Origin of the sequence: Bacillus sp. FJAT-50079, assembly GCF_018343515.1 — a bacterium.
In the GTDB taxonomy this organism is placed as follows: domain Bacteria; phylum Bacillota; class Bacilli; order Bacillales; family Bacillaceae_C; genus Lederbergia.
Genome location: NZ_JAGYPD010000004.1, coordinates 459166 through 474570 on the forward strand (window position 1 = coordinate 459166; position 15405 = coordinate 474570).

Here is a 15405-nt window from a genome sequence, read left to right on the forward strand (position 1 = left end):
TCGTGTGGCAACGGCTTCGTGACCAACATCCTGTTGGCCCGAAGCTCACCCTCTCCATGGAAAGCGTGCGCCTGTAACGAAAACCAGCCCTTCATCCCACCACACCAACCTTTTAGCAATCAATCAAACGATTTCTGTCTTGAAAATCAGTAAACATAAATCTATTCGTCATTGAAAGCATGATGCCACTTTTGTATAATTAGTAAGTCTAGAGGAGTGAGCGAATGTTACTTTCAAAAACACGCTGGGTAGTAAAAGAACGAAACGAAGAAGCGAGCAAATATATTGCAGACACTTTAAACATTGCACCGCTTGTTGCGACTTTATTAGTGAATCGTGGGTTAGATGATGTTGAAGCAGCAAAGAAGTTTTTGTATATCGAAAATGAACCGTTCCACGATCCTTTTCTGATCGAAGGAATGGAAAGTGGAACGAAGCGAATAAAAGAAGCGATCGCGAACCAAGAGCCAATTCTTATATTTGGTGACTATGATGCGGATGGAGTAACAAGTACATCCGTTTTAATGATGGTTTTAAAAGAAATGGGGGCAAATGTCAGATATTACATACCGAATCGATTTACGGAAGGGTATGGACCGAATGCACCCGCCTTTCGCATGGCCGCTGAGACTGGAATTAAGCTGATTGTTACGGTTGATACGGGTATTTCTGCATTGGAAGAGGCGACACTTGCAAAAGAGCTTGGAATCGATTTAATTATTACCGACCATCACGAACCGGGGGAGCAATTGCCAGATGCTTTTGCGATTATTCATCCTAAATTGCCTGGTTCGCGCTATCCATTCCAGGAGCTTGCAGGTGTCGGTGTTGCGTTTAAACTTGCACATGCATTAATGGGGGAAGTTCCAACGCATTTGCTTGATTTAGTTGCAATCGGTACGATTGCTGACCTTGTGCCGCTGCACGGAGAAAATCGTTTAATAACAAAAATTGGTTTAAAACAGTTAGCTGTGACAGAAAGACCTGGTATTCAAGCCATTTGTCAGATTGCTGGAGCAAAAATTGCTGAAGTAAATGAAGAAACAATTGGGTTCATGCTTGCTCCTAGATTGAATGCTGCGGGAAGACTTGAGCATGCGGGTCCCGCTGTTGAGTTATTAATGACAAATGATGAAGATGAAGCACTTCAATTAGCGGAAGAGCTTGATTTACTGAATAAGGAGCGGCAATCGATCGTGTCGACAATCGCTAATGAGGCGATTCAAATCGTCGAAAAGCAGTATCAATCAGATGATGATCATGTCCTTGTGATTGGAAAAGAGGGTTGGAACCCGGGTGTCATTGGCATCGTTGCTTCTCGTCTCGTTGAAAAATTCTATCGGCCTGCGATCGTTTTAAGTTATGACGAAGAAACCGGCCTAGCCAAAGGTTCCGCACGGAGTATTCAAGGCTTCGATTTGTTTGAAAACTTATCCGCATTATCTGAACTGCTTCCACATTTTGGCGGGCATTCAATGGCGGCTGGCATGACGTTAAAGCTTGAGGATGTAGATCTGCTTCGAATCCGATTAAACGAACGAGCGAAGGAACAGTTAACAGACGATGATTATATTCCGATCACTGAACTTGATGCTGAAATAACAGTTGAAGAAGCGAGTATTGAAACGATTAATCAACTAAATATGCTTGCTCCATATGGCATGAAAAATCCAAAACCGAAGGTGTTAATTGAAAATACAGCCATATCTGGGATGCGCAAGATTGGTGCGAATCAAACACATATTAAGCTTACACTTGAAGAGCCTGGTCATTCACTTGATGGGGTAGGCTTCCATCTTGGATCGATCGTAGACGAGATTGCACAAGGTTCAAAAATATCCGTCATTGGCGAGCTAGCCATTAATGAGTGGAACAATATAAGAAAGCCACAAATTTTTCTTAAAGATGTAGCTGTTAACGAATGGCAGCTTTTTGATATTAGAGGAAATAAACAGTTGAAACAATGGATAACAAGCATTGACGACGCGAACAATGTCATTGTCCTTTTTCAAAAAAATCATCTTGATCTATTCACATGGAATGACTTACTAGCGAATACGGTAGTAGTGGAGAATGGAATCGATGCAGAACAACTGGTACTTGATCAGAAAAATGTGATCTTATTAGACTTTCCGCCAACGATGGAACTCGTTACGAAGCTTGTAAAAGGAAAAAGACCTGCTCGTATTTATGCTCACTTTTATCAAAAAGAAGACCATTTTTTCAGTACATTACCGACGAGAGAACATTTTAAATGGTATTATGCGTTTTTAATGAAGCGAAAGCACTTTGATTTGAAACGGTACGGAAATGATCTTGCAGCATATAAAGGTTGGTCACAAGCAACAATTGAATTCATGTCAAACGTGTTTTTTGAATTAGATTTTGTTACAATAGATGGCGGCATGATTTCAATAAATTTAACGAAAACAAAAAAAGATTTAGCTGAATCACCGACGTATCAAAGGAAACAGGAGCAGCTAAAATTGGAAAAAGATTTGCTATATTCATCTTATGATCAATTAAAACAATGGTTTGATGATCGAATGGCTATGAATACTTGCAAAGAGGAGGAACTAAAACAATGGATTTAAAACAATACGTAACGATCGTTCCTGATTGGCCGACAAAAGGAATTAAGTTCAAAGATATTACAACTTTAATGGATAATGGCGAAGCATTTCATTATGCCACAGATCAAATCGTTGAATATGCGCGACAAAAAGAAATTGATCTCATTGTCGGGCCGGAAGCGAGAGGGTTTATCATTGGTTGTCCAGTTGCTTATGCGCTCGGATGTGGCTTTGCACCTGTGAGAAAAGAAGGAAAGCTACCGCGTGAAACAATCAAAGCAGAATATGGGAAAGAATATGGGAAAGATGCATTGACGATTCATAAAGATGCGATCAAACCAGGACAAAGAGTATTAATTACTGATGACCTACTTGCAACGGGAGGCACAATTGAAGCGACAATTGAGCTTGTCGAAAAATTAGGCGGGGTTGTCGTTGGTATCGCTTTTCTCATTGAGCTAACGTATTTAGAAGGTCGCTCCAAACTACAAGGATATGATGTCCTTTCTTTAATGAAATACTAATATCGTAAAAGCACTCACTGCGAGTGCTTTTTATATATAAAGAATACAACAAAAAAGGTTGTTTTTTGACAAAAACCAATCTTTTTACTTGAAAAAAAGATCAATATCTTTACAAGTGCTGCTTCATTCACGATAATAGATATTATACTCTTTTTTAACTGATGCTTTTGAAAAGAAGATAAGAATGTATGGATTCATTTCTAAGATAGGTATTTATGTCTAGCTCAGCCGCCCAGCGACAAGCAAACTTCATGCATCTTCCTACGATAAGTCAACATCGGCTCGCCTTTAAGGCTCACGTGTTCAGGCCTGCTTGACGCAGGTACAACGGCGTTGCCATAGGACGTGGCGAATTTAGCCGTTGTTCCATTAAACTCGTCAGAAGGACCGCAGTTTGCATGTCGCTAAACGGGCGCTTACGCTTTTATTAAAGAAAAAATAAAAAGGTGATCCCTGTGGCAAAAGATCGAGTCTTAACAGCTGAAGAAGTAATAAATCGAACAAGTAAATATTTAAATGAAAAACATGTGCTGTTTGTGAGGAAAGCCTTTGAATACGCGCGTGAAGCTCATAAAGAACAATTTCGCAAATCGGGAGAGCCTTACATTATCCATCCGATTCAAGTAGCAGGAATTTTGGCTGATTTAGAAATGGACCCAGCGACCGTATCGGCTGGTTTTCTTCATGATGTTGTAGAAGACACCTCTGTCACGATTGCTGATATTTCAGAGGAATTTGGCAGTGAAGTAGCCATGCTCGTTGATGGTGTAACAAAACTAGGAAAAATTAAATATAAATCGCATGAAGAGCAGCAGGCGGAAAATCATCGAAAAATGTTCGTGGCGATGGCACGGGATATTAGGGTCATATTAATAAAGTTAGCTGACAGGCTTCATAATATGCGCACGCTCAAACATTTACCGGCGGAAAAGCAGAGGAGAATCGCAAACGAAACACTTGAAATTTTTGCACCGCTTGCACATCGGCTTGGAATTTCAAAAATCAAGTGGGAGCTCGAAGATACATCTTTACGCTATTTAAACCCGCAGCAATATTACCGGATCGTTAATTTAATGAAGCGAAAACGCGATGAGCGTGAACAATATTTGGATGATGTCATGGAACAGATGGATGAACGCCTCTCCGATATGGATATAAAAGCCGAGGTATCCGGACGACCTAAACATATTTATTCAATTTATCGAAAGATGGTCCAACAGCATAAGCAATTTAATGAAATTTATGATTTACTTGCGATACGAATCGTCGTTAATAGTATTAAGGATTGCTACGCTGTCCTTGGGATTATCCATACTTGCTGGAAACCAATGCCTGGTCGATTTAAAGATTATATCGCCATGCCAAAGCCAAATATGTATCAATCACTGCATACGACCGTGATCGGTCCAAAAGGTGACCCGCTAGAGGTACAAATCCGTACGATCGAAATGCACCGAATTTCTGAATATGGTGTTGCGGCGCACTGGGCGTATAAAGAAGGCAAAGAAATGAGCCAGCAAGCATCATTTGAGAAGAAATTATCATGGTTCCGTGAAATACTTGAATACCAAAATGAATCAGAAAATGCAGAAGAATTTATGGAATCATTGAAAATCGATTTATTTTCCGACATGGTGTTTGTTTTCACGCCAAAAGGTGATGTCATTGAGTTGCCAGCTGGTTCTGTTCCGATTGATTTTGCTTATCGGATTCACTCCGAAATCGGCAATAAAACGATCGGGGCAAAGGTGAATGGAAAGATGGTGACGCTTGATTATAAATTAAAAACGGGCGATATCATTGAAGTATTAACATCTAAACATTCATATGGGCCAAGTCAAGATTGGTTAAAATTAGCGCAAACATCACAAGCGAAAAATAAAATTAAACAATTTTTTAAACGTCAACGTAAGGAAGAAAACATCGTCAAAGGACGAGAACTCGTTGAAAAAGAAATCAAGGAAATGGAATTCGATTTAAAAGAAATTCTCGTTCCAGATAACTTAAAAAAAGTAACGGATAAATTTAATTTTTCACATGAAGATGATATGTATGCGGCTGTTGGCTATAACGGGATTTCAGCGATTCAAGTGGCTAATCGTCTTACGGAAAAATGGCGACGAGAACGCGATAAAGAGGAGATCATTAAAGACATTCCGACAGAACCGAAACCAGTTGTTCGTAACGGACGCTCTGAAGCAGGCGTAAAGGTAGCGGGAGCAGACAATTTGCTTATTCGTCTGTCAAGATGTTGCAGCCCAGTCCCAGGTGATGAAATTGTCGGATTTATTACGAGAGGGCGCGGTGTATCTGTTCATCGCGCAGACTGCCCGAATATGAAGACAAGTGAAACGAAGGATCGGCTTATTCCTGTTGAGTGGCAAATGGGCGTTAATTATGTGAAGGAATATAATGTTGACATCGAAATTAACGGCTATGATCGCCGCGGACTTTTAAACGAAGTGCTTGAAGTCGTAAGCGGGACAAAAACAAATATTACCGCTGTATCTGGACGTTCGGATCGGAATAAAGTGGCAATTATAATGATGTCCATCTCGATTAAAAACACGAGTCATCTTCATCTGGTTGTCGATAAAATTAAGCAGATTCCAGATATATATGCCGTGCGGAGAATTATGAATTAATGGGTGTTTAAAAGGAGCGATTTATGCAACTTATGAATATCCTTTTAAAGGAGTTTTTTTGAAATATGCGCGTTGTGTTACAAAGATGTAAAAAAGCAAGTGTGACTGTGGAAGAAAAAGAGGTTGGTCGCATTGATCAAGGCTTTGTTTTACTCGTCGGAATTACACACGAAGATACGGAAGCAGAATGTGAATGGCTTGCAGAAAAAATTGTTAACTTGCGTGTGTTTGAAGACGAAGAGGGGAAGATGAATCATTCTCTTTTGGAAGAAAAAGGAGCGATTTTATCAATCTCACAGTTTACGTTGTATGGAGATTGTACAAAAGGAAGGCGTCCAAACTTCATGGGTGCAGCCAAGCCTGTCCATGCAGAAGCATTGTACAATCGTTTTAACGAAATACTTCTTGAAAAGGGCGTTCCGGTCGAGACGGGGATATTTGGAGCAATGATGGATGTTTCACTCATCAATGATGGCCCAGTCACATTAATGTTGGAAAAATAAATTGTTGTAGCCGGTGAAGAACATGATTCCTCACCGGCTTTTTCGCTATCAATTAAGCATTTGCCCGTAGATAATATGGCCTAGAGATTGAGTAGCTTATAAACTCGGGAGACTGGCTTGTAAAACTGTATAAGTGGCTTGTAAACTCAGGGAACTGGCTTGTAAAATTGTTAGAGTGGCTTGTAAACTCGAGGAACTGGCTTATAAAACTGAATAAGTGCTAATAGACTCATAGCAGCAAAGATTATTGGCTTGTTATTTGCAAATTGCATAAGAATCTCACAAATTTTTCGTCTGGTTTAACTGATATGCTTTTATTAAATCCCTCACAAAAAAACAAAAAGCCCAATACGGTACTGACCCCCGAAAGTTAGAGTAATAACTCTAACTTTTAGGGGGCGCCACCTGCACTGGGCTTTTTATTTTGAAAAATACTCCTGCAAACCTTTTACAATTCCGTCTGTTACAGCGTTTTGGAATTTTTTTGTAGAAATGACTTTCTCTTCAGAAGGATTGCTTAAATATCCTAGTTCGAGAAGAACGGATGGTTGTGAGTTTTCTCGTATGACGTAATAGTTTCCATGTCGTGTCCCACGATTTTTTAGTGAGACAGCATGCTCAATTTGCTGATTGATTGCTTTTGCTAATTCTTTTTCATAAGAATGGTAATAATACGTCGTGTGGCCATTTACTTGTTTATCTTTGATGCTGTCGTAATGCAAGCTTATAAAGGCGTCCGCTTGATGTCGAGCGGCAAGATATGCTCGGTCATTCAAGCTTACGTACTCGTCAATATCCCGTGTGACGATTACCTTCGCTCCTGCTTTATGAAGTTTCCTTGCGAGCATATCGGCCGTTTTTAATGTCAACTCTTTTTCTAGCGTGCCGTTGGCTCCTTCAGCACCTTGATCACGTCCGCCATGGCCAGGGTCAAGTACAATCGTTTTTCCTTTAAGACCCCCGGTTCCTTTCGTGGCAATTTGATTGGACTGGGAAACAATCCAGCTTGCGACAAAACCGCTCGCTCCGGTTTTATATTCAATTTCATACCAATCGCCATTTTTGCCGACTACGTTAAATACATCACCTGATGAAGCTCGACTAACAATTTTTGATTTAATCGAAGGCTTTTGGCGAATGTTCGTCCCATCATGCAAAATGGTAAGCGCGTTTGTTGTAGCTCCTTCAGCTGTTGTTGATGCCGAAGTTGCTTGGTGATTAGATTCACTTTGAATATATTGGCTGCTCACCCAAGCCTCGCCTTTCGCATAGGCAATTCGGCTCCACTCGTTTCCATTTTCTAATACTTCGACACTATCTCCCGTATGTAGTTGACCAACGATGTCACCTGAGAGACCAGGGCTTGTCCGAACATTTAGGCGATCGACTGTCACCGTTCCCTTTGTTGCCTGTGCTTTACTTCCTGTTGTTACCGCCTCTTTATCCGCCAACCAATCCGCAATCCAACCAGTTTTACCTGAGGAGAGCTTGATTTGGTACCAGCCATCTTCATGTTTTTCGAGTGTGTACGTTTCCCCTTCCCTAACTTGGGTAATTACATTATTAGATGTACCAGGGAATTCTCGAACATTTACTACGTCACCAGTAATGACCACTTTCTCAGCATTTGCGGCCAGTGCGAATGGGACATAGATAATGGCAGCAATGAAGACGAATGAAATGGCGATAATAGAAAATAATTTCCTTCCCAATCGAGCACCGCCTTTTGTAAAAAAATATATAGTCGTCATTCAGTGTACTATATTCGTGAAAAAATACAATAATCCTTTCAATATTTTTAATAAATGTGTAAATGGGCATAATGAAACTAAAGTTTACGTTCAGGAGGATAGCAATGCGAATTAATACAAATATTAAAATGACTTCGTATCAAGTTGAGATGGCGGGCTTGGATTTTAAACATCAATTAGAAACGGAAAAATATGCAATTGCTGCTGAAGTAGCTGGTGAATACGGTGTTGCACCAGCCGATATACGCTCATTAAAAAAGTATTTGGAAAAGTCGTAAAAAAAATCAGCTAATTAAATTGACAAAAATCAGATTCAAACGTATTATTAATGATTATATTGTATATATCCAGTGATGGAGAAAGTAATTGAGATGTTGAATTGAACAGAGAAGAAATGCCGCGGCTGAAAGCATTTTTACAAATCACCTCGATGAAAGACACTCCGTAGGTTCCGCTTCGAAACGTAATACATAGTAGAGGCCGGACGTGTTCAGGCGTTAACTGATGAAGTGGAAGCGAACGGATGTCGCTTCAAAAAGGGTGGCACCGCGGGAAAAACTCTCGTCCCTTGTTTTTCGGAACAAGGGATTGAGGGTTTTTTTATTTTGACTAGAAGGGGGCTTATCGGATGTCTATCCAGATACCAAGAGGCACACAGGATATTTTACCTGGTGAAGTAGAAAAATGGCAGTTGATCGAGCAAACGGCTAGAGAGATTTGCCACAAATATCAATACAAAGAAATTAGAACACCGATTTTTGAACATACGGAGCTTTTTCAGCGCGGCGTTGGTGATACGACTGATATTGTACAAAAAGAAATGTATTCATTTGATGATCGGGGCGGCCGTAATTTAACATTGCGACCTGAAGGAACGGCATCTGTCGTTCGTTCGTTTACCGAAAATAAAATGTATGGCTATCCGAATCAGCCTGTCAAGCTATATTATGTAGGACCAATGTTCCGCTATGAGCGACCACAGGCAGGCAGATTCCGTCAATTCGTTCAATTTGGTATTGAAGCACTTGGCAGCAATGATCCTGCTATTGATGCGGAGGTCATTTCGATTGCGATGGAGCTTTATAAACAATTGGGCTTAAAGAAACTTCGCTTGGTTATAAATAGCTTAGGTGATAGTGAAAGTAGAAAAGCACATCGCCAAGCATTGATCAATCATTTCGCGCCAAGAATTGAAGAGTTTTGCGATGACTGTCAAAATCGTTTAGAGAAAAATCCGTTGCGGATTCTTGACTGTAAAAAAGATGCAGACCATGAACTAATGGGGCAAGCACCATCGATTTTGGATTACTTAAATGACGAGTCGATGGCGTATTTTGAAAAAGTTAAACAATATTTAGACTTAATGGACATTGAATATGTTGTTGATCCGACGCTTGTACGAGGTCTTGATTATTACAATCATACGGCGTTTGAAATTATGAGTGAGGCGGAAGGATTTGGAGCGATTACAACCCTCTGTGGCGGTGGCCGTTACAATGGTCTTGTGGAAGAAATGGGAGGACCAGCAACACCAGGAATTGGCTTTGCTTTAAGTGTAGAACGGCTTTTAAGCGCGTTAAAAGTAGAAGGAATGAATATTGCAGCTGATCAATCAATTGATTGCTATTTGGTTGCGCTTGGTGAAGCAGCGCAAGATTATTCTGTTTCTCTTTTACAAAATCTACGCCGTGCAGGCTTTTCCGCTGAACGAGATTATATGGGGCGGAAATTAAAAGCACAATTTAAAGCGGCCGAACGCCTTGGAGCGAAGTACGCGGTTATCATTGGTGAAGACGAGTTAAACAATGGCGTTGTCGCTGTCAAAAATTTAGAGAATGGTGAGCAAAGAGAATTGGCTCTTCAAGGATTCATTGAAGAATTTACATCACTTTGCTGTTAAGGGAGGATTAAAGCATGTTTGGAAGAACGTATTATTGTGGGGAAGTATCAGAGCAGGCAATTGGAGAATCGGTTGTTTTAAAAGGATGGGTTCAGCGAAGACGTGACCTCGGCGGACTTATCTTTATCGATTTACGTGACCGATCGGGAATCGTACAAATTGTTTTTAATCCCGATTTTTCAAAAGAGGCATTAGAAACAGCAGAAAAAATCCGAAATGAATATGTTTTAGATGTTCGTGGCAAGGTGGTTGCACGTGATCCAAACACGTTTAATGACAACTTAAAAACGGGAAGAATTGAAATCAGTGTTGAAGCAGTAACGATCATTAACGAAGCGAAGACACCGCCGTTTATGATTGAAAACAAAGCAGAAGCGGCGGAAGATATTCGTTTGAAATATCGTTATTTAGATTTACGAAGACAGGAAATGTTTGAAGTCTTTAAGTTGCGTCATGATGTGACGAAAACAGTTCGTAATTTTTTAGATGCGGAAGGGTTTCTAGATATCGAAACACCGATGTTGACGAAAAGTACACCGGAGGGAGCTCGCGACTATTTAGTGCCGAGCAGAGTACATCCAGGCGAATTTTTTGCTTTGCCGCAATCGCCGCAAATTTTTAAACAGTTATTGATGGTAGGCGGTTTTGACCGATATTACCAAATCGCACGCTGTTTCCGTGATGAAGATTTACGGGCGGACCGCCAGCCTGAATTCACACAAATCGATATTGAAACAAGCTTCATGAGTCAAGAAGACATTCGTGATCTAGCGGAGCGAATGATGAAGCAAGTAATGAAGGAAACGAAAGGAATTGAAATCGAAGAAGCATTTCCAATTATGTCCTACGATGACGCAATGAGCAGATTCGGTTCTGATAAGCCAGACACAAGATTTGGTATGGAGCTTCAAGATATTTCAGAGCTTGTTGAACATTCTGGATTTAAAGTGTTTGCCAATGCAGTTGCATCTGGCGGTCAAGTGAAGGCGATTGTTGTGAAAGGCAACGCCGATAAATATTCACGTAAAGATATTGACGGTCTTGGAGAATATGCGGCGATTTATGGAGCGAAAGGCTTAGCTTGGCTTAAAGTCGATGCAGAAGGAATGAAAGGACCGATCGCTAAGTTCTTCTCGGAAGACGAGCAAGCAACGTTAGCCGAAGTGTTACGAGCAGAGGCAGGCGACCTATTACTATTTGTTGCCGATCGAAAGCAAGTCGTTGCAGATGCACTCGGTGCTCTTCGTCTCAAGCTTGGTAAAGAGCTAGGATTGATCGATGAAAATCAATTCAACTTCTTATGGGTAACAGATTGGCCGCTGCTAGAGTATGACGAGGAAGCTGATCGCTATTTTGCAGCACATCATCCATTTACGATGCCAGCTAGAGAGGACTTAGATAAATTAGAGTCAGATCCGGCAAATGTGCGGGCGCAAGCATATGATCTTGTATTAAATGGTTTCGAGCTTGGCGGTGGATCTTTACGTATATTTGAACGAGATATTCAAGAGAAAATGTTCAAAGCACTTGGATTTACAGAAGAGGAAGCAAGGGAACAATTTGGTTTCTTGCTAGAAGCATTTGAATACGGCACACCTCCACATGGAGGAATCGCACTTGGACTCGATCGAATGGTGATGCTGCTTGCAGGTCGTTCAAGTCTTCGTGATACGATTGCCTTCCCTAAGACGGCAAGCGCGAGTGATCTATTAATGAAAGCACCTGATTTCGTTAGCGATGCACAATTAAAAGAGCTTAATTTAACTGTAAATGATGCAAAAAAAGAAAAAGTAGAAAACGCGTGAAAGCATTTTCAGGTAGAAAGATTGAAATAAAAAAGATAGTGTGATACTATTTATTCAATAAGAAAAGTCCTGATGTGTTCGTCTTAACACCTTTACGTTTTGACCTACAATCTTTACCTTCGGGAGTTTGGAGTTTCTAGTCTGAATAGCAAGCCTCCCCGAGAGGACGCGTGAAGTCTGGAGCAGAACACCCACCTGCTAAGTGCGGGTATCAAAACATAGGATTTACTGGGACGGCACGATTGGGACTTTTCACTAATTTACAAAACCAAGCAACTGGCAGATGAGCTAGTTGCTTTTTTCGTTTTATAAAAAGAATGTAGTATAGCATAGAAACGTTCAAACCTTACCTAAATGCCCATATATTTAAGATTTAACCTTGAAAAAGCTTGCATCTAACCCCTCATTTCCATTATTCTATTTCAGGATAGATAAAACTTTGGAGTTGATAGGGATGCTACACCAGTTTTCTAGAAATGAGTTGGCAATCGGTCAAGAAGGGCTTGATCGGTTAAAAAATAGTACGGTTGCGATTCTTGGTATTGGAGGAGTAGGGACGTTTGCGGCGGAAGCGTTGGCGAGATCAGGTGTTGGAAAATTGATTTTGGTCGATAAAGATGTCGTTGATATTACGAATGTGAACAGGCAGATTATTGCCCTATTATCGACGGTCGGCCAGCCAAAAGCGGATTTAATGAAAGAACGTATTAAGGATATTAATCCTGAATGTGAAGTCATTGCATTGAAAATGTTTTATACAGAAGAAACGTATGAACAATTTTTTGAGCATCAACCAGATTTTGTTGTCGATGCATCAGATACGATTGCTTATAAAATCCATTTAATCAAAGAATGTTTAAGAAGAAATATTCCAATGATTTCATCGATGGGTGCGGCAAATAAAATGGACCCGACCCGATTTATGATTAAAGATATTTTTAAAACACATACAGATCCAATCGCGAAAGTGATTCGCACGAGATTGCGTAAAGAAGGATATAAAAAGGGAGTGCCTGTCGTTTTCTCTGATGAAAGTCCAATTGTGATCCGCGAAGAAGTAAGAAAGGAAGTCGGAAAACAAGACTCCGATATTCGGAAAGCGAAAATGCCGCCATCGTCAAATGCTTTCGTACCTTCAGCAGCGGGATTGATTATGGCAAGCCATGTCGTCAAGGAAATTTTACAAGGAATCCATATTCAACGAGTGAAAGACGAAAAAAACTGAGAGGCTAATTACTAGCCTCTCATTATTTTTTCATAGATCGCTGCGAGCGCTTGTTCAAATTTTCCCGTCCGTTTGGGTTTGTAGTATTGGCGATTTTTAAGCTTATCAGGTAAATATTGCTGTTTCACCCAACCGCTTTCGTAGTCATGCGGATATTTATAATCAATCCCTCTTCCAAGCTCCGCGGCTCCTTTATAATGAGCGTCTTTTAAGTGAAGCGGCACTTCACCGCTTTTTCCTGCACGGATATCCGCTAATGCTTCATCAATCGCGACATTCGCCGAATTCGATTTGGGAGATAGGCAAAGCTCAATGACGGCGTTCGCAAGTGGAATTCGAGCTTCAGGAAATCCAATTTTTTCAGCGGTTTGAATGGCCGCAAGTGTTCGAGGACCTGCCTGTGGATTGGCAAGACCGATATCCTCATAGGCAATGACGAGCAAACGTCTTGAAATGCTCGGTAAATCACCTGCTTCGATTAAGCGACCTAAATAATGAAGGGCAGCATTCGCATCGCTTCCTCGAATCGACTTTTGAAATCCGCTAAGTACATCATAATGAGCATCACCGCCTTTATCGTGAGCGAGGCTTTTTTTCTGTAAACATTCCTCTGCGACAGTTGTCGTAATATGGATCGTTCCATTTTCATCCGGCTCTGTTGACAAAACGGCTAGTTCTAGTGCGTTTAAGGCGCTTCTTGCATCGCCATTGCTTGCATTTGCTAAATGTTCAAACGCGGTATCTTCGATGGAAATTGAGTAATTGCCTAGACCGCGTTCAGGATCTTCCAAAGCTCTTCGCAATGTTTGCTTCATATCATCCTCTGTTAATGGAAAGAGCTCAAAGATTTGACAACGGCTTCGAATCGCGGGATTAATTGCATGGTATGGATTACTTGTTGTAGCCCCAATTAAAATAATCATGCCGCTTTCTAGATGGGGAAGTAAGAAATCTTGCTTGCCGCGATCGAGCCGATGAATTTCATCGAGCAATAGGATTACCTTTCCGCTCATTTTCCCTTCGGCTGCGACAATTTCTAAGTCCTTTTTATTATTGGTTACAGCATTCAATGTTCGAAACGCATATTTTGTGCTTCCAGCAATCGCACTGGCAATCGAGGTTTTCCCAATGCCGGGCGGTCCATATAAAATCATGGAAGAGAGCTGTCGTGCTTTTACCATTCTTGCAATGATCTTTCCTTCGCCGACTAAATGTTCTTGACCAGCCACTTCCTCAATCGATTGTGGACGCATTCGATAAGCTAACGGTTGATTTTTCATAGAATTCACTCCAAACTGACGTTCCACATGGTTTTGACTCTATCATATCAAACAAGGCGTATATATGCATATAAGAAGGTCATTATGTTATAATGGACAAATGCAAAGGAGTATGGAACGATGAGAAAAACAGATCATATACAGGCAAGATTACTTATATTTACGATCGGACTACTGATCATGTCACTTGGAATTGTCCTTATGATTATTTCTGATTTCGGCGTATCCCCGTGGGATGTCCTACACGTCGGACTGTATTATCAGCTCGGGTTGACAATTGGAACGTGGTCGATTATTGTTGGCATTATTATTCTAGGAAGCTCAGCACTAATGATGAAAGAATGGCCTCAATTCGGAGCCTATTTAAATATGATATTAATTGGAATATTTATTGATATGTATATGCTGATCCCATTTTTAACGGAGCCGGCGAGTTGGCTTGGAAAAGTCATTATGTTTACGATTGGAATGATCCTTTATGCTTACGGAATGGGAATTTACTTGTCTGCTGAGCTCGGATCAGGTCCTCGTGACAGCTTTATGATTGCATTGCAAGAACGAACCGGGTGGAAAATTTCCAATTCACGGCGAGTGATGGAAATCACGGTGCTTATTATCGGCTGGCTTCTTGGTGGTCCTGTTTTTATCGGGACGATTGTGTTCAGCGTTGCAGTTGGAACCTTTATTGGCATGGCATTGCCTCATTGTAAAAAAATCACAGATAAAATATTAAACAAAGCTAATTATGAAAAGAAACAAATAGAACGGAGTGCAAATGGATGAAAATCTCGACAAAAGGAAGATACGGTCTTACGATCATGATTGAATTAGGAAAAAGACATGGAGAAGGGCCGACTTCATTAAAAGCGATTGCGAAAGCTCATAATCTTTCAGAACATTATTTAGAGCAATTAGCAGGTCCTTTGCGGAATGCAGGACTTGTTCGTAGCATAAGAGGGGCATACGGCGGCTATGTGCTGGCTGACGAACCATCGAAGATTACGGCTGGTGATATTATTCGTGTTCTCGAAGGACCGATTAGCCCTGTCGAAGGGATTGAAGATGAAGAACCGGCAAAGCGAGAGCTATGGATGAGAATTCGCGATGCGGTAAAGGATGTATTGGATAATACAACCGTGGAAGATTTGGCAAATCATACGGATGATGGTCAATCAGAACCGTATATGTTTTATATTTAA

The 15405-nt window shown here is 40.8% G+C and carries 12 protein-coding genes, 1 other RNA gene and 1 other annotated feature; of the genes, 11 read left to right on the forward strand and 2 right to left on the reverse strand.

What is annotated here, in order from left to right; genetic code table 11:
• Positions 1-224: 224 nt before the first annotated feature.
• From recJ to dtd, 4 genes are all read left to right on the forward strand, one after another.
• Positions 225-2594, forward strand: coding sequence for a single-stranded-DNA-specific exonuclease RecJ (gene recJ, locus KHA95_RS13095; protein WP_213137949.1), 2370 nt, complete (start codon positions 225-227; stop codon positions 2592-2594).
• A complete protein-coding gene (locus KHA95_RS13100; RefSeq protein WP_213137950.1) occupies positions 2585-3097 on the forward strand; it encodes an adenine phosphoribosyltransferase in 513 nt (170 codons plus the stop codon). The genes recJ and KHA95_RS13100 overlap by 10 nt, the downstream gene beginning before the upstream one ends.
• 455 nt (positions 3098-3552) lie before the next feature.
• Positions 3553-5742: a RelA/SpoT family protein gene (locus tag KHA95_RS13105; RefSeq protein WP_213137951.1), complete on the forward strand. Its 2190-nt coding sequence runs from the start codon at positions 3553-3555 to the stop codon at positions 5740-5742.
• 65 nt (positions 5743-5807) lie between these two features.
• On the forward strand, positions 5808-6245 hold the full coding sequence (dtd, locus tag KHA95_RS13110; RefSeq protein WP_213137952.1) for a D-aminoacyl-tRNA deacylase: 438 nt from the start codon (positions 5808-5810) through the stop codon (positions 6243-6245).
• A 419-nt stretch (positions 6246-6664) separates the two neighbouring features.
• Here the strand turns inward: dtd and KHA95_RS13115 are convergent, their stop codons facing one another.
• On the reverse strand, positions 6665-7957 hold the full coding sequence (locus KHA95_RS13115; RefSeq protein ID WP_213137953.1) for an N-acetylmuramoyl-L-alanine amidase family protein: 1293 nt from the start codon (positions 7955-7957) through the stop codon (positions 6665-6667).
• Positions 7958-8100: 143 nt separating this feature from the next.
• Between KHA95_RS13115 and KHA95_RS13120 the strand changes: the two genes are divergently transcribed.
• From KHA95_RS13120 to KHA95_RS13140, 5 genes are all read left to right on the forward strand, one after another.
• Positions 8101-8274, forward strand: a complete 174-nt coding sequence (locus tag KHA95_RS13120; RefSeq protein WP_213137954.1) for a hypothetical protein — start codon at positions 8101-8103, stop codon at positions 8272-8274.
• 63 nt (positions 8275-8337) lie between these two features.
• Positions 8338-8568, forward strand: a binding site (T-box leader).
• Positions 8569-8624: 56 nt separating this feature from the next.
• Entirely contained in the window at positions 8625-9896 is a 1272-nt protein-coding gene (gene hisS / locus KHA95_RS13125) for a histidine--tRNA ligase (protein WP_213137955.1), read from the forward strand.
• Between the two features lie 14 nt (positions 9897-9910).
• Positions 9911-11701 (forward strand): aspartate--tRNA ligase, encoded by a 1791-nt coding sequence (gene aspS, locus KHA95_RS13130; RefSeq protein ID WP_213137956.1) that lies wholly within the window; start codon positions 9911-9913, stop codon positions 11699-11701.
• A gap of 63 nt (positions 11702-11764) precedes the next feature.
• Positions 11765-11954, forward strand: a non-coding RNA gene (gene ssrS / locus KHA95_RS13135) — 6S RNA.
• 201 nt (positions 11955-12155) lie between these two features.
• Entirely contained in the window at positions 12156-12926 is a 771-nt protein-coding gene (locus KHA95_RS13140) for a tRNA threonylcarbamoyladenosine dehydratase (protein WP_213137957.1), read from the forward strand.
• 11 nt (positions 12927-12937) lie between these two features.
• Here KHA95_RS13140 and KHA95_RS13145 read toward each other — a convergent pair whose 3' ends face one another.
• Positions 12938-14206 carry a replication-associated recombination protein A gene (locus tag KHA95_RS13145; protein WP_213137958.1) on the reverse strand — a complete coding sequence of 423 codons (1269 nt, stop codon included), beginning with the start codon at positions 14204-14206 and terminating at the stop codon, positions 12938-12940.
• A 120-nt stretch (positions 14207-14326) separates the two neighbouring features.
• Between KHA95_RS13145 and KHA95_RS13150 the strand changes: the two genes are divergently transcribed.
• Both KHA95_RS13150 and cymR read left to right on the forward strand, forming a co-directional pair.
• Positions 14327-14989, forward strand: a complete 663-nt coding sequence (locus tag KHA95_RS13150; protein WP_213137959.1) for a YczE/YyaS/YitT family protein — start codon at positions 14327-14329, stop codon at positions 14987-14989.
• Positions 14986-15405: a cysteine metabolism transcriptional regulator CymR gene (gene cymR, locus KHA95_RS13155; RefSeq protein ID WP_213137960.1), complete on the forward strand. Its 420-nt coding sequence runs from the start codon at positions 14986-14988 to the stop codon at positions 15403-15405. The genes KHA95_RS13150 and cymR overlap by 4 nt, the downstream gene beginning before the upstream one ends.

Bases quoted from the DNA above. Each gene is read 5' to 3' on its own strand.
- recJ (WP_213137949.1), top strand. From the start codon at position 225: ATGTTACTTTCAAAAACACGCTGGGTAGTAAAAGAACGAAACGAAGAA.
- KHA95_RS13100 (WP_213137950.1), top strand. From the start codon at position 2,585: ATGGATTTAAAACAATACGTAACGATCGTTCCTGATTGGCCGACAAAA.
- dtd (WP_213137952.1), top strand. From the start codon at position 5,808: ATGCGCGTTGTGTTACAAAGATGTAAAAAAGCAAGTGTGACTGTGGAA.
- KHA95_RS13120 (WP_213137954.1), top strand. From the start codon at position 8,101: ATGCGAATTAATACAAATATTAAAATGACTTCGTATCAAGTTGAGATG.
- hisS (WP_213137955.1), top strand. From the start codon at position 8,625: ATGTCTATCCAGATACCAAGAGGCACACAGGATATTTTACCTGGTGAA.
- aspS (WP_213137956.1), top strand. From the start codon at position 9,911: ATGTTTGGAAGAACGTATTATTGTGGGGAAGTATCAGAGCAGGCAATT.
- KHA95_RS13140 (WP_213137957.1), top strand. From the start codon at position 12,156: ATGCTACACCAGTTTTCTAGAAATGAGTTGGCAATCGGTCAAGAAGGG.
- KHA95_RS13145 (WP_213137958.1), bottom strand. From the start codon at position 14,206: ATGAAAAATCAACCGTTAGCTTATCGAATGCGTCCACAATCGATTGAG.
- KHA95_RS13150 (WP_213137959.1), top strand. From the start codon at position 14,327: ATGAGAAAAACAGATCATATACAGGCAAGATTACTTATATTTACGATC.
- cymR (WP_213137960.1), top strand. From the start codon at position 14,986: ATGAAAATCTCGACAAAAGGAAGATACGGTCTTACGATCATGATTGAA.